Origin of the sequence: Phytohabitans sp. LJ34 (genome assembly GCF_052068095.1) — a bacterium.
Lineage (GTDB): Bacteria > Actinomycetota > Actinomycetes > Mycobacteriales > Micromonosporaceae > Phytohabitans.
In genome coordinates this window covers 64,100-83,904 of sequence record NZ_JBQHDG010000030.1, presented here as the reverse complement: position 1 = coordinate 83,904, position 19,805 = coordinate 64,100, and the positions used below count along the sequence as shown (strand labels likewise).

Here is a 19,805-nt window from a genome sequence, read left to right as displayed (position 1 = left end):
TCATTACTACTCGTTGAGGTACTTACTCGATGCCGATCTCTCAGGGGAGGGGTTGCAGACCGCGACGGTGATGGCTCTTTAGCTCACGGGTAGTACTTAGCTGCCATGGCGACCGTGGCACCGGCTGCCGAGGCTGCTACCAGCACGCTAAACGCCATCACCGATGCGGTGATGACTGTGCGCCTGATTCTTTTCATGGGTGAACACGCTCCTGCCAAGCGTTTGTGAACACTGCCAACGATTACAGCCACGTAATCGTTGTAGGGTTCATCGCCTCCAATTACACCCGGCCAGGTAATAGGTACTTAGGGTCAGGTGGCTTGGCAAACAGAAGGTTAACAACAGTGAAACGCGCGCCCAACGCAGGGCAGCGCTTTACTGTCGATAATTCATGCCTGTCTTCGGCAAGACCCGAAAGTCGTTAACGGCACGTATGCAAGGTCCGAAGCCCGGGCTTCACCGTAGGTGAGCGTTGCAATAGCTGCAAGTTGCAAATGAGGTGGACCGATTGGCGCGGGTATACATCACGTGAACGACATGTTCGTGGCGGCGGACGAAGGGTGAGTTTCACATGATCGAGACGCGTTATGCACCGTCGCTGATCGGGCGACAGCGCCATCTCGATCGCACCCGTGAGTGGATCGCCACTCTCGCCACCGGTCGTGGTCGCGCCGCTTTGGTCGAAGGCGAGCCGGGAATCGGCAAATCGTCTCTCATGCGGGCCGCGGCCGACGACGCCAAGACGGCCGGCTGCCAGGTCTTCTGGGCCGCCTGCGACGAGCTCAGCCAGGCCTTCCCCCTCCTGCCCCTCGTGGACGCCCTCGGATCCGCCTCGCTCGACCGCGGTCCCGCCAAGATTGCCGAGCTGCTGCGCACCGAGTCCTCCCCGGGCAACAGCGTCGATCAGGTCGCCGCCGCGACCGAGCGCCTGCTTAGCCTCGTCGACGAGCTGTGCGCCGACTCCCCGGTCCTGCTCGTGGTCGACGACATGCAGTGGGCCGACCCCGCGACCGTGCAGACCCTGGGCCGCTTGGTCCGCACCGTGCACCAGCTGCCGCTGCTCGTGGCCGGCGTGATGCGGCCGGTGCCGTTCCGCGAAGACCTCAAGGCGCTGAGCCGGTCCATCAAGCCGGCCGACCGCCTGCGCCTGCACAGCCTCTCCGACGCCGAGGTCGCCCGGCTCGTGGAAAAGGCGGCCGGCGGCCGCCCCGGTCCGCGCCTGCTCCAGCTCGCGGCGGGCGCGGCGGGGAACCCGCTCTACGTCACGGAGCTCGTCGACGCGCTGGCCCGCGGCGGTGCGCTGACCCTCGGCGACGGCCTTGTCGAGGCGACCGGCACCCGCACGCCTGGCTCGCTGGCGGCCGCTATCGCGGACCGGGTCGAGTTCCTCTCCGCGCCCGGCCGTGGCCTACTCCGCGCCGCGGCCCTGCTGGGCGTCGACTTCTCCGTCTCCGAGCTCGCCATGGTCTCCGGCCAGAGCGTGGGCGAGCTGATGCCGGTCCTAGACGAGGCGATCCTCGCCGGCGTGCTCCGGGAAAACGACTTCGCGCTGGCCTTCCGCCACCCGCTGATCCGTGCCGCCCTCTACGAGGAGATGCCCGCCGCCGTCCGCGCCGCCTGGCACCGCGACGCCGCCCGCGCGCTCGCCCGGGGCGGCGCACCCGCCGAGCGGGTCGCCCGGCAGCTGCTGCCCGCGTTCCAGGGCGACGGCTCGGCAGGTGTCGCCGACGAGTGGATGGTGCAGTGGTTGGTCGACACCGGCCAGCGCCTCGTGGCCCGCGCGCCGGGCGCCGCCATCCCGCTGCTGCGGCGGGCGGTGGCCGCCATCCCCGCCGGCGTCGCGCCGCACGACCTGCTGGCCTGCCGTTTGGCCGACGCGCTCTACAAGTCGGGTGACTCGGCCGGCGCAGCCGAGGTGGCTACCGGCGCCCTGGAGTACGTCACGCGCCCCGACCACACCGTCGACCTGCACTGGACTCTGACCCAGTGCCGCGCGGTGGAGGGGCGCACCGAAGAGGCGCTTGTCGCGCTGGAGCGAGCGCTGGAGGCGCCCCTCGCTGGCACCCGACACCGGCTCGAGGTGCTCAAGGCGCGGACGCTCTGCATGCTCGGCCGGGTCGACACGGCAGGCCAGGTGGCGGATGCCGCACTGCGTGGGGCCACAGAGGCGGGTGACCGCTGGGCCATCGGCTGGGCGCTGGGCACGATGATCGTGGTGCACGGCATGCGCGGCGAGCCGGCGCAGGCCCTGCCGCTGTTTGAGCGGGCCCTCGCTGTGGCCGAGACCGAGCCGGGCCTCACCGACCTGCGGCTCAGCCTCCAGCTCAACCAGGCCGCTGCCCTGGCCAACGTCAACCGGTACGACGCCGCCATTCCTGCCGCGATGCAGGCCCGGCAGATGGCCGACGAGGTCGGCAACCTGGTTCGGCTGGGCCAGGCCCAGAGTCTGCTCGGCGAGCTGCTCTTCGAGACCGGCCGGTGGGATGACGCCCTCGCCGAGGTAGACGTCCTATCCAAGGTGTCCAAGGCCCCGTCCGTCGAGTGTCTTGAGCTGGGCATCGCCGCCAAGATCCGACTGCACCGGGCCGACCCCGCGGCCGCTCGCCACCTCGCCGAGGCCGAGCAGCACGCGGCCCGACTGGGCGGCTGGGTGATCTGCGCGTTGGCGCTGGCCAGGAGTCTTGAGCGGGAGCAGTCCGGCTCGGTGAAGGAAGCGCTCGCCGTGCTCATGGACGGGCCGCTCGATACCGAGGAGATCGAAGAGTCGGCGGGCCTCCTCGCCGAGGCGACGCGCCTGGCGATCGAGATCGGCGACAAGCGCACCGCGCGCATGCTGGTCGAGCGCGCCGAGTCCATGGCGGGGGCCTCCGACGTGCCACACCAGCTGGCCGTGGCGCCGCACTGCCGGGGCCTGCTCGACCGCGACCCCGACCTCCTGCTCGCCGCCGCCGAGCACTACGCCGCCGCCAGCCGCCCGCTGCCACGGGCGCAGGCCCTCGAGGCGGCCGGTGCGGCTCTTGCCGAGCGGGGCGACCTGGGCGGCGCGCGCACCCACTTCACCAGCGCGTACGCGATCTACACCGAGCTGGGCGCCGAGTGGGATCTGGCCCGCACGCAGGCTAAGTTCCGGGCGTACGGGATCCGTCGCGGCCCGCACGCGCGGCACCGCCGGGCGGACACCGGGTGGGACAGCCTCACCCCGACCGAGATGAAGGTCGCCGGGCTGGTGGCCGAGGGTCTGTCCAACCCGCAGATCGCGGCGCAGCTCTTCCTGAGCCGGCGCACCGTGCAGACGCACGTTTCGCACATCCTGGCCAAGCTCCAGCTCCACTCGCGCACCGAAATAGCGCGGGAGGCGAGCCTTCGTGGCGCCAGTCTCGAGCCGGTATCTTGACGGCTGCTGCTCACGCTCCGTGACGACGACATCTGAATGGCAACCGTCTTAACGAGCGTTTTGCGCGATCCTGCGGGTTAACGGCGCGGAAACACACTGCGCTTCGCAAGTGCTCCGAGCAATTTGCATGAATTGCGATACGGCATTCCCGCGTCGCATTCGCGCGGGGAAAGCCGGGATCAGCTCGCGTCGCGCTGCCGGGGGACGCGGGCTCGCGGCACCTCGAGCAGCTCGTCGATGTTGAAAGGTCCGCCCATCGTCAGGCGGTGTTGCTGCATGTGCGCCCGAAGCCCGGCCTCCCAGGTGGCCTGCTCGATCTCCGGCGGCGCCACCCAGCGGTGCGAGTTGTCGCTGTAGTGGAGATCCTCGTCGCCACGGTGCATCACGCTCACTGACCAAGCCTGGTCGCATCGTGGGCCCAAGAAATCCGCCACCTCAACGACATCGGAAGGCGATGACGCGGGGGTGGCGGATATCAAGTATGCGCAGGTCAGACGGTGGGTACGCACGTGTTTACCGGGCGTGGCTCGACCCGGTCGGCGAGCCGGCGGAGCGTCGCGGCGGCCCGCAGGCGCATCGACTCTCCTCGCTGTCGCGGCGGCCGCTCGGGCGCCGTGCGGGCGTGCGGGCGGGCGGACAGCACGTGGTGTTTGGTGGCCTTGTCCGCCAGGATCATCGCGGTCGGGTCGAACATCAGATGCTCCCTGTGTACGCGGGGCCGGTGGAGGCCCGGACGATGAGTTCGGTCGGCAGGACGACGCGCCGCCGCGCGGGGTCGTCCGGCGGGTCGAGCAGCAGCCGCCCGGCGATGCGGCCCCGCTCATGGGCCGGCTGCCGGACGGTGGTCATGTGCGCCTGCGCCGCGTCGGGGATGTCGTCGAACCCGATCACCGAGACGTCGCGGCCGGGCCGCAGGTCGCGCGCGGCGAGCGCGTCCAGGACACCGAGGGCGAGCAGGTCGGTCGTGGCGACCACCGCGGTCGGGCGGGGCGAGCGGTCCAGCGCGTGCGCCGCGGCGGCCGCGCCGTGCTCCCGGCTGTTGCCGGCGGCGCTGATCGTGATCACGTCGGACCAGGGCAGCCCCGCGTCGGCGAACGCGTCCCGGTAGCCGGTCAGGCGCTCGCGGCTGACATACGACCCCAGCTCCTCGACCGACGGCACGGTGACCTCGCCGGTGCGGCGGTCGGGGGAGATGTAGTCGGCGACGATCGCCACCCGGCGGTGGCCCAGGCGCATGAGGTGCTCGCCGGCGGCGCGGGTCGAGGCGACCTCGTCGATGCCGACGAAGAGCGAGCCGAAGCGGTCGGAGTTGACCACCGGGAGGCCGCGGGCCCAGGCCGCCTCCATCGCCTGGTACCACCCCGGGACGCAGTAGACGACGAAGCCGTCGACCGCCGCGTTGCGCACCGCCTCGAGTGCGCCCTGGTCGTCGTCGCGGAGCGGCACGAGCAGCAGCCCGGTGCGGTTGTCTTCGGCCACCTCGGCCAGGCCGCGCAGGAACTGCACCGCATAGGGATCTGTGAACGCGATCGACAGCGCGGTCGTGAACAGCACGCCGATCGCGCCGGCCCGGCCGCTGCGCAAGGAGCGGGCGGTGGGGTTGGGACCCGAGTAGCCCAGGTCGCGGGCCGCCTCGAAGATCTTTTCGCGCAGCTCGGGTGAGAGCTGGTCGGGCCGGCTGTACGCGTTGGAAACCGTGCTGCGGGAGACGCCGACCCGGTCGGCGACGGTCTGCAACGTGGGTTTCATGGCCGGCGGCCCTTCTGTATCGATCCAGACGTTCTAAATCGATACAGTACTCCTCACCGAAGAAACCGCAACCCCTGTGTCGAGCCACACCGCGCTCCGCGTCGACGGGTGCTGCGGCAGGCGGTTGGTCAGCGCGACGAGGATGAGGGCGACCACCCCGACGGCGATCCGGCGCCGCCGGCGGCGCGCGTCGCACGCATGCCACCAGGCCACCGCCGCCTCGGCCAGCGGTCCGGCCTGCGGCCGCTGGGTGGGGTCGAGGTGCGGCGCGAGCTTGAGCGCGATGCTCGTCGCGACCTGGTGTTGCGGAGGCGGCGGGGGTGGCGGATCGACCGAGCCGGTCGACCAGACCTGCACCTCGACCGGCCACGCCTCCTCGAGCGACTCCAGCGGCAGCAGGTCAGGCGCGCGCCAGCTGTCGGCCCGCCGGGTGAAGGCGCGCCGCAGGTACACGTCGACGGCGTCCGCCTGGCGCAGCCTCCGCTGTAGCCGCAGCCAGCGCCACCGGACCGCGACGTCGGTGAGCACGTCGGGGTACAGGTAGTCGGCGTCCTGCTCCGTACCGACGACCCGGGCGGCGTCCCGCCGGAGGTCGTCGAGGTGGTCCTCGACGAACTCGATGTACTCCGGCGGTGGCTCCCACGAGATGCGCGGCAACAGACGGGGCATCGTGGCCTCCCTTGGCCCGTCGCCTTATCGTCCCGCCTCCCGCCGGGGAAGCCAAGCACGTCCCGCCTCGCGCCGGCGAAGCCAAGCTCTGGATCGGTCGAGGACCTCAGGTGAAGGACGGCTCCGCCGGCATCGACATCGGCTCGCCCGTGTTCGGGTCGTAGCAGAGGTAGCGGCCGTTCGCGTGGATCCAGCCCCAGATGTCGTCGAGCGCGAGTGGCAGCCCGCAGTGCGCGCAGGTGGACTCCGCCGGTGTGGCGGACGCCGGCGGAGTCACTGAGGGTGTCCCGTCCGTCACTGCATTCCCCTCCAAGTCACAGCCTCTGAGCTGGGCATCCGTCCATCTTGCGGCATCGCGGCAACAGGTGCATCCGCAGCACGCCCCCCATGTGATCAATGATTCGACCCGGCTGGCAAGTTCCGTACCTCCGCGGGGTCACCCGTCCGGCGCCGTATGGCTGAAGAGTTGGTTTGACGTCCCAACTATTGACGGCTGTTCCATCGAGGCTGTCGAATCTGGCGCATGACTGGTGCGCACCTGACCCGCCGGAGCCTGCTCGCCGCGGGCGCCGCCGGCATCGCGGCTCAGACCCTTCCCGCCGACCCGGCCAGCGCCGGCGGCTCCCACTACACCTGGCGCAACGTGGAGATCGTCGGCGGCGGCTTCGTCCCCGGCATCGTCTTCAGCCAGAGCGAGCCCGGCCTCGCCTACGCCCGCACCGACATCGGCGGTGCCTACCGCTGGGACCGCCGCCGCGAGCGGTGGATCCCGCTGCTCGACTGGGTGGGCTGGGACCAGTGGGGCTGGACCGGGGTGGTGAGCCTCGCCACCGACGCGGTCGACCCCGACCGGCTGTACCTGGCCGTCGGCACGTACACGAACGACTGGGACCCCAACAACGGCGCGATCCTGCGCTCCCGCGACCGCGGCGCGACGTGGAAGGCGAGCCCGCTGCCGTTCAAGCTCGGCGGCAACATGCCCGGCCGCGGCATGGGCGAGCGGCTCGCCGTCGACCCGCACCGCAACAGCGTGCTGTACCTGGGCGTGCGCGGCGGCCACGGGCTGTGGCGGAGCACTGACTTCGGCGCGACGTGGGCGCGGGTGGAGTCGTTTCCCAACCCCGGCGATTACGCCGACAACCCGGCCGACGCGAGCGGCTACTCCAGCGACAACCAGGGCGTGCTGTGGGTGGTCTTCGACCCGCGCACGGGCGGGCGGCGGCGCCCCACCCGCACTATCTACGCGGGCGTGGCCGACAAGGAGAACATCCTGTACCGCTCCACCGACGCGGGCGCGACGTGGGAGCGGGTGCCGGGCCAGCCGACCGGGTACATCCCGCACAAGGGCGTGCTCGACCACGCCAGCGGATACCTGTACCTCGCGACGAGCGACACCGCCGGCCCGTACGACGGCGGCAAGGGCGACGTGTGGCGGCTGGACACGGCGACCGGCGAGTGGGTCCGGATAAGCCCGGTGCCGTCTACGGACGCCACGTTCGGCTACAGCGGCCTCACCGTCGACCGCGGGCGCCCCGGCACGCTCATGGTGGCGACGCAGATCTCCTGGTGGCCGGACGTGGTCTTCTTCCGCAGCACCGACTTCGGCGCCACCTGGACCCGCGCGTGGGACCACGTCGGCTGGCCGGACCGGACCAACCGGTACGACATCGACATCTCCGACGCGCCCTGGCTGACCTGGAACGCCTCGCCCGCGCTCCCCGAGCAGGCGCCGAAGCTGGGCTGGATGACCGAGTCGGTGGAGATCGACCCGTTCGACTCCGACCACCTGCTCTACGGCACCGGCGCCACCATCTACGGCACCCGCAACCTCACCGACTGGGACACCGGCGGCACCGTGCACATCTCGGTGCGGGCCCGCGGGCTGGAAGAGACCGCCGTCCTCGACCTGATCAGCCCGCCCACCGGCGCGCACCTGCTGTCGGCGGTCGGCGACGTGGGTGGCTTCGTGCACCACGACTTCGCCAACCCGGGCCTGATGTACGCCAACCCCACGCTCGGCAGCACCACGAGCCTCGACTTTGCCGAGCTCGCGCCGGCCGTGGTCGTGCGGGCCGGCAACGGCAACGCCCCGCGCTTCGGCCGCTCGACCGACGGCGGCGAGACCTGGACCGCGGCCGCCACCGAACCGACCGGCGTGACCGGCGGCGGCACGGTCGCGGTGAGCGCCGACGGCGGCCGCGCGGTGTGGGCCCCGGCCGGCGGCACGGTCAGCTGGACCGCGGACGGCGGCGCGACGTGGACGCCTTCGGCCGGCGTCCCCTCCGGCGCGACCGTCGAGTCGGACCGGGTCGACCCGGCCCGCTTCTACGCGTACGCGGCCGGCACCTTCTACTCCAGTGTGGACGGTGGCGCGACCTTCGCCGCCACGGCGGCGACCGGCCTGCCGGCCGAGGGCAACGTGCGCTTCAAGGCCCGCCCCGGCGCGGCCCGCGACATCTGGCTGGCCGGCGGCAACACCACCGGTGGCGTCTACGGCCTGTGGCACTCCACCGACGGCGGCGACTCGTTCACCCGCGTGTCCAAGGTGGACGAGGCCGACGCGGTGGGCTTCGGCAAGGCGAAGTCGAGGGGCGGCTACCCAGCGGTCTTCATCACCGCCAAAGTGCGCGGCGTCCGCGGCATCTTCCGCTCGGACGACGCCGGCCGCCACTGGACCCGCGTCAACGACGACCGCCACCAGTACGCCTGGACCGGCGCCGCCATCACCGGCGACCCACGCGTCTTCGGCCGCGTCTACCTGGCCACCAACGGCCGAGGCATCATCTACGGCCAGCCGTGAGCCGTCGTCGCTCCGCAAAAACCTAAAGGGATTTGAGCTACCGCGATGTTCGTCGTGGTCCCGGCCGTTGCTCCCGCGGCCTCGCCCGTTCGCTGCTGGTCGCGGTTACCGCGGCCTCCGGCGGGAGCGCTCCGGACCATGAGGATGGGGGTGCCATCCCGACACCCGTCGACCCGCAAGACGCAAGCAGGTCAAAGCCCGGGGGCGACGGCGTCGGGTGCTGGTTGTGGCGGCCGTCCGGGGTGGGTGCCCCGGGCCGTCGCGCCGCCAGGCGCCCAGCGTTTGTCCACATTGTCTGCTGCCGGGTTGTCGGGTGGGATGATCGTCAGGGTTTGTTTGCTCTGAGTCACCGTCGCAGGGGGGCGGGCGGCCCGAATTCCAGATCTTGGAGAGTTTGGGCGCCATATCAACCCCGAGTCTGCTAGATCTCGATGCCGCCCCCTCCTCGCGGGTGACACTGTGTTACCGACACGCGGGGCGGCGGGCGGATCCCTTGCCGGGCGGTGCGCGGGCTGGGATTGGGTGCGGCGGGCTGGGCCTACGTCGGATCGTCCCGCCCAAGCGTGGGAATCGGGGTTGAGCTTGAGTGGCGTTGGGGTCGGATCGGTGGTCCTGCGGCGTTACCCATCCGCCCTTGGTAGGGGCGTCGCCTCGCGACGCCCGGGGGCTTGCGCCGCGGACATGGCAGCGGAGGCCGGGGATTTCGGCTCGCTCCGCGAGCCGCCGGCCTCCGCGCTCTCCGGCGGGAGCGACGGTCCGCAGGTGACGCGGCCCGGGTAGGCGGCTTTGTCTTGGGCGAGAATAGGGGCGCCGATCCGCGAGCCAGATGGCCACTGGTGCGCTATCTTAGTCGGCTGAGCACCAAAAAAGGGCAGCGCAAGCTGCCCTCCACGTCGGCAAGTATAGAACACCAGGGAGCCGCTTTGTCAAGCAACTCCGCGGAGATTTCCCACGAGCAGGGATACGTCTCGGCTCTCTATCGACGGCTGGACGAGATGCGCGAGCAGTCGGCGCGCCGCCTCGCGACGTTGCTGCGCCAGACCGGCGGCACGCCGCAGGCGAAGACCGAGCGGGACAGCGGCGTCGCCCTGTACACGGATCAGGTGGCGCAGTACGGCGCGGTGGAGGCCGGGCTCTGCTTCGGCCGCCTCGACTTCGAAGACGAGCGGGCCGTGCCGCGGTACGTCGGGCGCATCGGGATCTTCGACGAGGCGCACGACCACGGTGCGCTCCTGGTCGACTGGCGGGCGCCGGCGGCGCGGCCGTTCTACCTGGCCACCGCGGCCTCGCCGGACGGCGTGCGGCGGCGCCGCCACATCCGCACCCGCCGGCGCACCGTGGTGGGGCTCGACGACGAGGTGCTCGACCTGGAGGCGGCGCGCGAGTCCGTCCACGAAGGACTGACCGGCGAGGCGGCGCTGCTCTCCGCGCTGTCCGCGAGCCGCACGGGCCGGATGCGCGACATCGTCGAGACCATCCAGGCGGAGCAGGACCGGATCATCCGGGCGCCGCTCGACGGCGTGCTCGTGGTGCAGGGCGGGCCGGGCACCGGCAAGACGGCGGTTGCGCTGCACCGGGCGGCGTACCTGCTCTACACCCACCGCCGCGAGCTCTCCACCCGCGCGGTGCTGATCGTGGGGCCCAACAAGACCTTCCTGCGGTACATCGGCCAGGTGCTCCCGTCGCTCGCCGAGACCGGCGTGCTGCTCGGCACGCTGGGCGACCTGTTCCCGGGCGTGGTCGCGCGGCGGTCCGAGCCGGACGAGGTGGCCGAGATCAAGGGGCGGCCGGTGATGGCCGACGTGCTGGCCGCGGCGGTGCGTGACCGGCAGCGGTTGCCCGACGAGCCGCTGCCGATCACGCTCGAGACGGCGGCGCAGGGTGAGACCCTGTTCCTCCAGCCGGCGACGGTGCGCGCGGCGCGGGAGCGGGCGCGGCGCTCGGAAAAGCCGCACAACCTGGCCCGGCAGGTCTTCGAGACGGAGATCGTGCACGCGCTCGCGGCCCAGCTCGCCGAGAAGATCGGCTTCGACCCGTACGCGCACGACCCGCTCGGCGAGGGCGACGCGCCCGGCGAAGAGATCATTTTCGACGAGGCCGACCTCGCCGAGATCCGGCGCGAGCTGCGCAAGGAGCCGGAGGTGCTGGGCACGCTCGACTGGCTGTGGCCGATCCTGACACCCCAGCAGCTGGTGGCCGGCCTCTTCGCGTCCGACAAGCGCCTCGCGGTCGCTATCGAACACCTGGGTGAGGACGCGGCGAGGCTGCGACGGGATCCGCGCGGCGGGTTCACGCCGGCTGACGTGCCCCTCCTGGACGAGGCCGCCGAGCTGCTCGGCGAAGACGAGGCGAGCAAGGCGGCGCTGGCCGAGCGGCTGCGGCTGGCCCGCATCGCGTACGCCGAGGGAGCCCTGGAGATCGCCCGCGGCTCCGTGTCGATCGACGCGGAAGACGAGGTGGAAAACGAGATCCTCTCGGCCACCGACATCATCGGCGCGAGCGAGCTGGCCGAGCGGCACGAAGACGGCGAACGGCTGACCGCGGCGCAGCGGGCGGCGGTCGACCGCACCTGGGCGTTCGGGCACGTGATCGTCGACGAGGCGCAAGAGCTGTCGCCGATGGCGTGGCGGCTGCTGATGCGGCGCTGCCCGAGCCGCTCGATGACCGTGGTCGGCGACGTGGCGCAGACCGGTGACCTGTCCGGCACCTCCTCGTGGGACGGGATCTTCGCGCCGTACGTGGCGGACCGCTGGCGGCTCGCCGAGCTCAAGGTCAACTACCGGACGCCCGCAGAGATCATGGCGGTGGCGGCCGAGGTGCTGGCCCGCATCGACCCGGCCCTGGAGCCCCCCCGCTCGGTGCGGCAGACCGGCGTCGAGCCGTGGTCCCGCCCGCTCGAGCCGGCCCAGCTGCCCAAGGTCGTGCTCGACGAGGCCGTCGAGGTGGGCGACGGCCGGCTCGGCGTGATCGTGCCGGCCGGCCGCCTGGCGGAGCTGGGCCCGCCGATCGCGGAGGCGGTGCCCGAGGTGGTGCTCGGCGCCGAGCCCGACCTGGAAAAGCGGGTCGCCGTGCTCACCGTGCGGCAGGCCAAGGGCCTGGAGTTCGACGCCGTGGTCGTGGTCGACCCGGACGCGATCGTCGCCGAGTCCCCGCGCGGTCAAAACGACCTCTACGTGGCTCTCACGAGGGCGACCCAGCGGCTCGGGATCCTGACAGCGAGCTGACCGCGCCGACCACCAGGTCCCAGAACCGGTCGACGTCCAGGTGCAGTGCCACCTGGGCGTTGTCCGGTTCACCGGTCTTGTGGTGTAGGTCGACCACCGTGGCGCCGCGGGTGTGCGCGCCGGTCAGCTCGACCGCGACCGGCGCCGCCACGCACGCCACCAGCGACGGGTCGATCACCCGCGCCACCGCGATCGGGTCGTGCAGCGGCGGGTCGGGCAGCCCGAACACCCGCTCGTACGCGGAGCCGAAGAACGTCATCAGCGCCACGCAGGCCTCGGCCAGCGGCGTGCCCAGCGCCCGGAAGCGGGCCACCACCTCGGGCGTCACCAGCGCCTGGTGGGTCACGTTGAGCCCGATCATGGTGACCGGCAGGCCGGAGCGGAACACGAGGTCGGCCGCCTCCGGGTCGACCGCGATGTTGAACTCGCCGTACGGGGTCATGTTGCCCCGCCCGGTCGAGCCGCCCATCAGCACGATCTCGCGGATCTTGGGAGCCACCTCAGGGTGATCGCGGAGCAGGGTGGCGACGTTGGTGAGCGGGCCGGTGGGCACGAGCGTGACCGGCTCGGGGTGGTCGAGCAGCAGCCGCCGCGTCAGCTCCACGGCGTGTTCGCCGGCCAGCGGCACGGTCGGCTCGCCGAACGCGGGCCCGTCCAGCCCGCTCACCCCGTGGATGTCGTCGGCGATCCGCAGCTCGTCCACGAGCGGGCGGTCGCACCCGGCCGCCACGGGTACCCCGGAGACGCCGGCGATCGTGCATACGCGGCGCGCGTTCAGCGTGGCCTTGTCCAGGGTCGTGTTGCCGGCGACCGTGGTGATCGCCAGCAGGTCGAGGTGAGGGTCGGCGGCGGCGAGCATGATAGCCAGCGCGTCGTCGTGCCCAGGATCGCAGTCGAGGATCATCGGGATAGCCACGGTGGCTATTCTGCGCCGAGTGGAGATGTGGGACGTCGCGGTCGTCGGTGGAGGGCCGGCCGGCCTGTCCGCCGCGTATGCCGCTGCGCGGGCCGGGGCGCGCACCGTCGTGCTGGAGAAGGCAACCCACCCGCGGTACAAGACGTGCGGCGGCGGCCTGATCGGCACCTCGCTCGCCGCGGTGCGCGAGCGGATCGACGTGCCGGCCGACGACAGCGTCCACCGGGCCACGTTCACGCTCGACGGGCGCCGCGAGGTGCACCGGGCGGGCGCGGCACCGTTTCTGGCCATGGTGCGCCGCGAGGCGTTCGACCACGCGCTGCGCAAGGCCGCGGCCGACGCGGGGGCCGAGGTCCGCGAGCGGGTCACGGTCCGCGGCCTCGACGACACCGGCGGCCACGTGGTGGTCCGGCCATCCTCTGGTACACCCATCGCCGCGCGTGCCGTGATCGGCGCCGACGGGTCGTCGGGCGTCACGGCCCGCCACGTGGGCGTCGCCTACGCGCAGGTGGATCTCGGCCTGGAGGTCGAACTGCCGATCCCGCCGCCCCTGCGCGAGCGGTGGCGGGGCCGGGTGCTCATCGACTGGGGCCCGATCCCCGGCTCGTACGCGTGGGTATTCCCCAAGGGTGACCGCCTCACCGTTGGTGTGATCGCCGAACGCGGTCAGGGTGGGGCCACCAAGGCATACCTGCGGCGCTTCGTGGAGCGGCTAGGCCTGGCCGGCATCGAGCCGGTGCACGACTCCGGCCACCTCACCCGCTGCCGGACCGAGGACTCGCCGCTGCGCCGGGGCCGGGTGCTCGTGGCCGGCGACGCGGGCGGCCTGCTGGAGCCGTGGACCCGCGAGGGCATCAGCTTCGCACTGCGTTCCGGCGCGTACGCGGGGGAGGCCGCCGCGGCCGGCGATCCGAGCCGCTACGAGTCCACAGTGGAGGCCGAGCTGGGCCCGGAGATGCGGGCCGGCCGGCGGTTGCTGGCCGCCTACACCCGCCGGCCGGGCGCGTTCCACGCGCTGCTGGCGACGCCGGTGGGCTGGCGGCTGTTCGCGAGGTTCTGCCGGGGCGAGCCGGTGTTCGTGGACGCGGTCGCCCGCCGCCCGGTCCGTGGCGCGCTCTCGATGTTGGCCCGCTGACCCGCCGGCACCGGCGGCGCTCACCGGGCTCATCGTGGACCGGCCCGGGCGGTGTGCCGTGGTCGTTCGTGTTCGGCCGGGGGCGGCGGTCGGCGTCGCCGCGCTCGTGGCGGCGCGCCCGGGTCTTCCTGCGCCGCGCCCGAGCGCGTGCCCGGCGGCGGCCGCCGGATCGACCGCTCGCGCCGGCGCGCTCGTGAGCCGCGGGTAGGCGTCATTTGCCCGAGGCTGTGGCAATTTTGTCCCCCTGTTCGCGCGTAACGGTTTGAAAACCCTGCGGAGGCTCTTGCGCTTTGACCCGCGCTTCAGTAAGAAATATTACCACTAACAGTTAACTTTCTTTTCTGAAGGGCTGGCCTGATGGTCGAGCGCGAGGTGGACGGGCACGCGCCGACGGCGGTGGTCGACGCATCGGTGATACCCACCGTGCGGGCGAAGCTGCCGGAGTTCACCGGAGCGCTCCAGCGGGTGGCCGAGCTCGTGCTCGCCGATCCGGCGAGCGCGGCGCGGTCCACGATCGTCGAGCTGGCCGAGCGGAGCGGCACCTCGCCCGCGACCGTCACCCGGTTCTGCCGGGCGCTCGGCTTCGAGGGGTACGCCGACCTGCGGCTGGGCATCGCCGCCGAGACCGGCCGGGCACGTGCCGCCGGCTGGAGCGTCGACATCGGTCGCGAGATCGGGCCCGGCGACCCGTTGGGGAAGGTGCTCGAACAGGTCATGGCGGCCGACACGCGCGCCATGCACGACACGGCGGCGCTGCTCGACCTGTCCGAAGTGGAGCGTGCCGCGCAGGCCATCGCCGGCGCGACGCGGGTCAGCATCTTCGGCGCCAGCGGCAGCGCGCTCGTCGGTGAGGAGATGCAGTTCAGCCTCCACCGGATAGGTGTGGCGGCGTGGGCGTGGACCGACGTCCACAACGGACTGGCCAGCGCGGCGCTCTCCCGGCCGGGCGACGTGGCGCTGGGGATCTCCCACAGTGGACAGACCCGGGAAACCATCGAGATGCTCGCCGAGGCCGGCGGCCACGGCGCCACCACCATCGCGCTCACCAGCTTTCCCCGCTCGGCCCTCGCCGAGCTGGCCGACGTCGTGCTCCTGACCGCCACGCAGGCGACGACGTTTCGGCCCGACGCGCTCTCCGCCCGCCACCCGCAGCTCGTCGTGCTCGACCTGCTCTACGTGGCGGTCGCGCAGCGCACCCATCAACGTTCCCACGCGGCCTTCCAGCGCACCGCCCAGGCCGTGGGGCCCCACAAGGCCGCCAAAACCGGCGGCCTGGACTGAACCAACTCATCACCCACATTGGAGGATCCGTGAGACACAGGATCGCTATCGCCGCGGCACTCGCCGCGACGCTGCTGGGCGCGGCCGCGTGCGGCGGCTCCGACGACAGCGGGGCCAACGACACCTCGGCGCAGGCCCTGGACGGCAAGGGCAAGACCATCAAGGTGTGGCTCATGGTGGACGCGCAGTCCAGCTGGAAGGAGGTCGTGGAGGACGCGAACGCCCGGTTCACCGCCGCGACCGGCGCCAACGTGACCGTCGAGTACCAGCAGTGGGCCAACCACCTCACCAAGCTGGACGCAACCCTCGCCGGCAACGACGTACCCGACGTGGTCGAGCTCGGCAACACCGAGATGCCCAAGTACGTCTTCAGCGGGGCCTTCGCCGCCATCGACAAGACGCGCTTCGAAAACTCGGCCAACTGGCTCCAGGGTCTCTCCGGCCCGTGCGAGCTGGATGGCAAGACGTACTGCGTGCCGTACTACGCCGGTGCCCGGGTGCTCATCTACCGCACCGACCTCTTCGACGCCGCCGGCATCAAGCCGCCGACCAGCTACGCCGAGCTGACCGCCGCCGCCGACGCGCTGAAGGCCAAGAACGGCAGCAACAAGAAGTTCGCCACCTTCTACATGCCTGGCGCGTACTGGTACGCCGCGATGTCCTGGGTGTACGCCGAAGGTGGGCAGATCGCCAAGAAGGACGGCGACAAGTGGAACGGCACGCTCTCCGACCCGCAGGCGCAGGCCGGCCTCCAGAAGTGGGCCGACCTGGTGAAGAACTACTCGGGCGGCGACGTGACGAAGGACGAGAACGACCAGGCCGCGATCTTCTCGCAGGGCGAGTCGGCGATGTTCTACGGCAACGGCTGGGAGGTCGGCGCCGCGCAGGAGCAGCGCAAGGACCCGAACGACCCGAACTCCGCGCTGGTCGCCACCAAGGTGAAGGGCAAGGTCGCCGCGGCGCCGATGCCGGGCATCCCGTCCTTCCTCGGCGGCTCCGACATCGGCGTCACCGCCAAGAGCCAGAACCAGGCGCTCGCCGCTGAGTGGATCAAGTACTTCACCGACACCAAGGCGCAGGAGGCGCTGCTGGCCAAGGCGGTGCTGCCGAACGCGACCAACCTGCTCGACAAGGCCGCCACCGTGAAGGGCAACGAGGCGACCGCGCTGGCCGCGAAGAGCAGCTGGTTCGTGCCGATGGCCGAGAAGTGGGCGGACGTCGAGAAGGCGGCCGTACTCCAGCAGATGCTGCGCGACATCGTCACCGGCAAGAAGTCGGTGGCCGACGCGACCACGTGGGCCGACGGCGAGATCGAGAAGACGCTCAACGGCTGACCCGGTGCCGCGCCGCCCGCTCCGGCGGGCGGCGCGGCCTCCCTGCAAGGCCGCATCCGCCGCCGCGGTGGTCGCCGACGACGGTGGCGCGGATGTGGCCCGGTAGCTCAGAAAGGAGAGCGATGCACGCCGTCGACAGCCCGGCGACCGCGCCACCTGTGCCGGCGCCCACCGCGCCGTCCACACCCGACCGACGCCGGGCACGCCGTCGGCGGCGTCCCCAGTGGACACCCCTCTTCCTCGCCCTGCCCACGCTGGTCGTCCTGGCCGGGCTGCTGGCGTACCCGATGGGTCGCATGCTCGTGCTGTCCTTTCAGGACATGACGCTGCGGCACCTCTTCTCCGGTACCACCCCGCCGTGGGTCGGCTTCGACAACTACACGCAGATCCTCACCGACGGCGTCTTCTGGAGCGTCGTCCTCCGTACCGCCATCTTCACGGTGGTCTCGGTGGCCGTCTCGGTCGTGCTCGGGCTGGCGGTCGCACTGCTGATGCAGCGGGTCAGCAACGGCATACGGATCGCCATGGTGATCGTCATGATGTTCGTCTGGGCCATCCCGCAGCTGGTATCCGCGCAGATCTTCAAGTGGATGGTCGACGCCGACTTCGGCGTGCTCAACTACATGATCGACCAGATACCGGGCGTCGACTTCGCCAACCACAGCTGGTTCGCCGACCCGAAACAGGGCTGGATCGTCATCACGACCCTTGTCGTCTGGGCCGGCATCCCGTTTCTCGCGATCACCCTCCACGCCGGGCTCACCCAGGTGCCGCAGGACATGCGCGAGGCGGCGCTGGTCGACGGTGCGACCTCGTGGCAGACGCTGCGCACCATCATCCTGCCCATCCTGCGGCCGCTGCTGGTCATCGTCACCACGCTCTCGGTGATCTGGAACTTCGGCCTCTTCACCCAGGTCTGGGCGTTGCGCGACGCCAAGCCCGAGCAGGAGTACCAGACCCTCGCCACGTACGCGTTCACGCAGGCGTTCGGGCGCAACGAGTACAGCCTCGGCTCCGCCATCTCGGTCATCACCGTGCTGCTGATGCTGGGCGTGATGGCGTTCTACGTACGGCAGATGTTCCAGATCGGAGACGTCGACTGATGTCCACTCCACGCTCCCAGCGCACCCGCGCCGGCACGGTGGCGGCGAACACCGTCGGCGTGCTCTTCATCGTCGTGATGGCGTTTCCCGTCTACTGGGTGCTGAACACCGCGTTCAAGCCGGCGTCCGAGGTGCTCTCGTTCACGCCCTCCTTCCTCCCGCAACACCCCACATTGGACAACTTCAAGTCGGCCATCAAGGCGCCGTTCTTCCTGGTCGACCTCCGCAACGGCCTCATCATCACGTCCACGGCGGTAGTCGGCGCGATCGTGGTCGGCTTTCTCGCGGCGCTGGCGATCGCCCGGTTCCGCTTCTACGGCCGGCGGGCGCTCATCATGGTGATCCTCGGCGTGCAGCTCGTGCCGTTTCTCTCGCTGCTGATCCCGCTCTACCTGATGCTCAACCGGGCCAACCTCACCAACAGCCTGATCGGCGTCACCGTGACCTACCTGGTGCTGATCCTGCCGTACACGGTGTGGATGCTGCGCGGCTTCATCGCCGCGGTGCCGCGCGAGCTCGACGAGGCCGCGCTCGTCGACGGGTGCAGCCGGTGGCAGACCTTCTACCGCATCATCCTGCCGCTGACCGGGCCCGGCCTGGTGGCGACGTCGATCTACGGGTTCATCCAGGCGTGGAACGAGTTCATCATCATCAACACGCTCAACAACCCGGAGACGCAGAACCTGATGGCCTGGCTACTCCAGAACCAGACCCAGCGCGGCACCGCCTGGGGCCCGCTCATGGCGGGCGCCCTCATCACGTCGCTGCCGGTCGTCGTGTTCTTCCTGCTGGTCCAGCGCAACATCACCGTCGGCCTCACCGCCGGTGCGGTCAAAGGCTGAGAAGGACCGCTATCCCCGGTACGGGGGAGCGACGCCCCAGCCCCACTTCGGCACCGGGGCCCGCTGGGGCGGACGGGCGCCCGGCTGGCTGTTCTGCACCGCCAGCCGGGTGCCCCACTCGACGTAGCCCGCGAACGCCGCCCGGAACTCCGGGTCGTCCGGCAGCCCCACCTCGTCGGCCGCGTCCATCAGCAGGCTGACCCAGCGCCGCCGCTGCGGCTCGGTGATCGCCTTGCCGAGGTGCTGGCTCAGCATGTGCGGGTAGCCACCCCGCTCGGCCGTGTACGCGGCCGGCCCGCCGAACACCTCACCGAGCCAGAGCGCCACGTAGCGCGGGTGATCCTTGTCCATGTGGGCGAAGAGCGGCCGGAGCAGGTCGTCTTCGACGACGCGCCGGTAGAACGCCTCGGTGAGCCGCGTCAGCGCCTCGGTGCCGCCGGCCCATTCGTACAGTGTCGGTGTTTCCCCCATGGGTACACCCCAACACGCCCCGCTACGGTGATCAAGTACGCACCATCCGGTAAGGAGGCCGCGATGGCCACCAGATACCACTGCCCGGTCGAACTGACCATGGACGTGGTCGGCGGCAAGTGGCGCCCCGTCATCCTGGCCCACCTGAAGGAGGGCGTCCACCGCTACGGCGAGCTACGCCGCCGGATGCCCGACGTGAGCGAGAAGATGCTGGTGCAACGCCTGCGCGAGCTGGAGGCAGACGGCCTGGTGAGCCGCCACGAGCGCGAGTCGAGCCCGCCCTGGGTCGAGTACCGCCTGACTGACGAGGGCCACAGCCTGGCCCCGGTGCTCCAGGCCATGTACGACTGGGGCGCCGAGCGCGCCAAGCGCACCGGCTCGAGAATTGTCGATCCGCCGGCCTGACCGTTCGGACTGTCAGCCTTTGTAAGGGCTTGTTGTGTAGACGACGCGCCGTGTCCGGAACGGGTAATCCTGAAGCGTCACCGATCGCAAGCCCTCAGGAGAACTCGTTGACGGTTGTCACCTTGATCGTTATGTCGCTCGCATTGATTTGCGCGATCTTTGTCGCCGCCCTGGCTGCGACATATGTGTGGTCCTCGAACGCCGACCGTCGTAACCGCTCGCTCCGGATGGTGTTGCTGCTGCTCGGGGAGATGTCGATCCGAGCGCTGCCTACCCGGCGGGGATCCGGTCGCTACGGACAGTGTTGTTGTGGTGCTGAGTCCGTCACCTGGGAGGTGGATCATCAAACGGACGAGTGAATCATTCAAGAATGGCACGGTAAGGCTGTTTCAAGATCTCTTTTTCGTGGCTAGCGTATTGCCGCAGTCGCGTTCTTGCGACGCCACGGACCCCGATGATTTGGATCAACTTGTGTCGCAGTC

At 70.9% G+C, this 19,805-nt stretch carries 18 protein-coding genes; 11 read left to right on the top strand and 7 right to left on the bottom strand.

Features of this window, described 5'->3' with window-relative positions; genetic code table 11:
- Positions 1-105: 105 nt before the first annotated feature.
- Together ACTMTJ_RS39705 and ACTMTJ_RS39700 are read left to right on the top strand one after the other, a co-directional pair.
- Complete coding sequence (locus ACTMTJ_RS39705) at positions 106-228, top strand: hypothetical protein (RefSeq protein WP_441223907.1); 123 nt, start codon at positions 106-108, stop codon at positions 226-228.
- A gap of 343 nt (positions 229-571) precedes the next feature.
- Complete coding sequence (locus tag ACTMTJ_RS39700; RefSeq protein WP_441223906.1) at positions 572-3,394, top strand: ATP-binding protein; 2,823 nt, start codon at positions 572-574, stop codon at positions 3,392-3,394.
- A 179-nt stretch (positions 3,395-3,573) separates the two neighbouring features.
- Here ACTMTJ_RS39700 and ACTMTJ_RS39695 read toward each other — a convergent pair whose 3' ends face one another.
- The 5 genes from ACTMTJ_RS39695 to ACTMTJ_RS39675 all read right to left on the bottom strand — a co-directional run bounded on the left by ACTMTJ_RS39695 (position 3,574) and on the right by ACTMTJ_RS39675 (position 6,089).
- A complete protein-coding gene (locus ACTMTJ_RS39695) occupies positions 3,574-3,786 on the bottom strand; it encodes a hypothetical protein (RefSeq protein WP_441223905.1) in 213 nt (70 codons plus the stop codon).
- A 98-nt stretch (positions 3,787-3,884) separates the two neighbouring features.
- The gene (locus tag ACTMTJ_RS39690; RefSeq protein ID WP_441223904.1) at positions 3,885-4,088 is read right to left on the bottom strand and encodes a hypothetical protein; all 204 of its coding nucleotides are present in this window, start codon (positions 4,086-4,088) and stop codon (positions 3,885-3,887) included.
- Positions 4,088-5,143 (bottom strand): LacI family DNA-binding transcriptional regulator, encoded by a 1,056-nt coding sequence (locus tag ACTMTJ_RS39685; RefSeq protein ID WP_441223903.1) that lies wholly within the window; start codon positions 5,141-5,143, stop codon positions 4,088-4,090. The genes ACTMTJ_RS39690 and ACTMTJ_RS39685 overlap by 1 nt, the downstream gene beginning before the upstream one ends.
- 33 nt (positions 5,144-5,176) lie before the next feature.
- Complete coding sequence (locus ACTMTJ_RS39680) at positions 5,177-5,812, bottom strand: hypothetical protein (protein WP_441223902.1); 636 nt, start codon at positions 5,810-5,812, stop codon at positions 5,177-5,179.
- 106 nt (positions 5,813-5,918) lie between these two features.
- Entirely contained in the window at positions 5,919-6,089 is a 171-nt protein-coding gene (locus ACTMTJ_RS39675; protein WP_441223901.1) for a hypothetical protein, read from the bottom strand.
- Positions 6,090-6,335: 246 nt separating this feature from the next.
- Here ACTMTJ_RS39675 and ACTMTJ_RS39670 point away from each other — a divergent pair, with 246 nt between their 5' ends.
- Both ACTMTJ_RS39670 and ACTMTJ_RS39665 read left to right on the top strand, forming a co-directional pair.
- A complete protein-coding gene (locus ACTMTJ_RS39670; RefSeq protein WP_441223900.1) occupies positions 6,336-8,612 on the top strand; it encodes a WD40/YVTN/BNR-like repeat-containing protein in 2,277 nt (758 codons plus the stop codon).
- A gap of 923 nt (positions 8,613-9,535) precedes the next feature.
- Positions 9,536-11,836 carry a HelD family protein gene (locus tag ACTMTJ_RS39665; protein WP_441223899.1) on the top strand — a complete coding sequence of 767 codons (2,301 nt, stop codon included), beginning with the start codon at positions 9,536-9,538 and terminating at the stop codon, positions 11,834-11,836.
- On the opposite strand, the gene ACTMTJ_RS39660 is transcribed toward ACTMTJ_RS39665, so the two are convergent.
- On the bottom strand, positions 11,793-12,752 hold the full coding sequence (locus ACTMTJ_RS39660) for a nucleoside hydrolase (RefSeq protein WP_441223898.1): 960 nt from the start codon (positions 12,750-12,752) through the stop codon (positions 11,793-11,795). The two genes, ACTMTJ_RS39665 and ACTMTJ_RS39660, sit on opposite strands and share 44 nt — an antisense overlap.
- 19 nt (positions 12,753-12,771) lie before the next feature.
- On the opposite strand from ACTMTJ_RS39660, the gene ACTMTJ_RS39655 reads away from it, so the two are divergent.
- From ACTMTJ_RS39655 to ACTMTJ_RS39635, 5 genes are all read left to right on the top strand, one after another.
- Positions 12,772-13,887 (top strand): geranylgeranyl reductase family protein, encoded by a 1,116-nt coding sequence (locus ACTMTJ_RS39655; protein WP_441223897.1) that lies wholly within the window; start codon positions 12,772-12,774, stop codon positions 13,885-13,887.
- Positions 13,888-14,244: 357 nt separating this feature from the next.
- Complete coding sequence (locus ACTMTJ_RS39650; RefSeq protein ID WP_441223896.1) at positions 14,245-15,168, top strand: MurR/RpiR family transcriptional regulator; 924 nt, start codon at positions 14,245-14,247, stop codon at positions 15,166-15,168.
- Between the two features lie 29 nt (positions 15,169-15,197).
- Positions 15,198-16,502 (top strand): extracellular solute-binding protein, encoded by a 1,305-nt coding sequence (locus tag ACTMTJ_RS39645; RefSeq protein WP_441223895.1) that lies wholly within the window; start codon positions 15,198-15,200, stop codon positions 16,500-16,502.
- A 122-nt stretch (positions 16,503-16,624) separates the two neighbouring features.
- A complete protein-coding gene (locus ACTMTJ_RS39640) occupies positions 16,625-17,605 on the top strand; it encodes a carbohydrate ABC transporter permease (RefSeq protein WP_441223894.1) in 981 nt (326 codons plus the stop codon).
- Positions 17,605-18,447, top strand: a complete 843-nt coding sequence (locus ACTMTJ_RS39635) for a carbohydrate ABC transporter permease (protein WP_441223893.1) — start codon at positions 17,605-17,607, stop codon at positions 18,445-18,447. Before ACTMTJ_RS39640 ends, ACTMTJ_RS39635 begins: the two co-directional genes overlap by 1 nt.
- A gap of 9 nt (positions 18,448-18,456) precedes the next feature.
- Here ACTMTJ_RS39635 and ACTMTJ_RS39630 read toward each other — a convergent pair whose 3' ends face one another.
- On the bottom strand, positions 18,457-18,918 hold the full coding sequence (locus ACTMTJ_RS39630) for a group II truncated hemoglobin (protein WP_441223892.1): 462 nt from the start codon (positions 18,916-18,918) through the stop codon (positions 18,457-18,459).
- Between the two features lie 63 nt (positions 18,919-18,981).
- Between ACTMTJ_RS39630 and ACTMTJ_RS39625 the strand changes: the two genes are divergently transcribed.
- Together ACTMTJ_RS39625 and ACTMTJ_RS39620 are read left to right on the top strand one after the other, a co-directional pair.
- Positions 18,982-19,323 (top strand): winged helix-turn-helix transcriptional regulator, encoded by a 342-nt coding sequence (locus ACTMTJ_RS39625; protein WP_441223891.1) that lies wholly within the window; start codon positions 18,982-18,984, stop codon positions 19,321-19,323.
- Positions 19,324-19,430: 107 nt separating this feature from the next.
- Complete coding sequence (locus ACTMTJ_RS39620; RefSeq protein ID WP_441223890.1) at positions 19,431-19,682, top strand: hypothetical protein; 252 nt, start codon at positions 19,431-19,433, stop codon at positions 19,680-19,682.
- The last annotated feature ends 123 nt before the right edge of the window (positions 19,683-19,805 follow it).

What these genes read in the sequence shown, in the direction of transcription:
- ACTMTJ_RS39705 (WP_441223907.1), top strand. Translation starts at nt 106, where the DNA reads ATGGCGACCGTGGCACCGGCTGCCGAGGCTGCTACCAGCACGCTAAAC.
- ACTMTJ_RS39700 (WP_441223906.1), top strand. Translation starts at nt 572, where the DNA reads ATGATCGAGACGCGTTATGCACCGTCGCTGATCGGGCGACAGCGCCAT.
- ACTMTJ_RS39690 (WP_441223904.1), bottom strand. Translation starts at nt 4,088, where the DNA reads ATGTTCGACCCGACCGCGATGATCCTGGCGGACAAGGCCACCAAACAC.
- ACTMTJ_RS39685 (WP_441223903.1), bottom strand. Translation starts at nt 5,143, where the DNA reads ATGAAACCCACGTTGCAGACCGTCGCCGACCGGGTCGGCGTCTCCCGC.
- ACTMTJ_RS39680 (WP_441223902.1), bottom strand. Translation starts at nt 5,812, where the DNA reads ATGCCCCGTCTGTTGCCGCGCATCTCGTGGGAGCCACCGCCGGAGTAC.
- ACTMTJ_RS39670 (WP_441223900.1), top strand. Translation starts at nt 6,336, where the DNA reads ATGACTGGTGCGCACCTGACCCGCCGGAGCCTGCTCGCCGCGGGCGCC.
- ACTMTJ_RS39650 (WP_441223896.1), top strand. Translation starts at nt 14,245, where the DNA reads ATGGTCGAGCGCGAGGTGGACGGGCACGCGCCGACGGCGGTGGTCGAC.
- ACTMTJ_RS39640 (WP_441223894.1), top strand. Translation starts at nt 16,625, where the DNA reads ATGCACGCCGTCGACAGCCCGGCGACCGCGCCACCTGTGCCGGCGCCC.
- ACTMTJ_RS39635 (WP_441223893.1), top strand. Translation starts at nt 17,605, where the DNA reads ATGTCCACTCCACGCTCCCAGCGCACCCGCGCCGGCACGGTGGCGGCG.
- ACTMTJ_RS39630 (WP_441223892.1), bottom strand. Translation starts at nt 18,918, where the DNA reads ATGGGGGAAACACCGACACTGTACGAATGGGCCGGCGGCACCGAGGCG.
- ACTMTJ_RS39625 (WP_441223891.1), top strand. Translation starts at nt 18,982, where the DNA reads ATGGCCACCAGATACCACTGCCCGGTCGAACTGACCATGGACGTGGTC.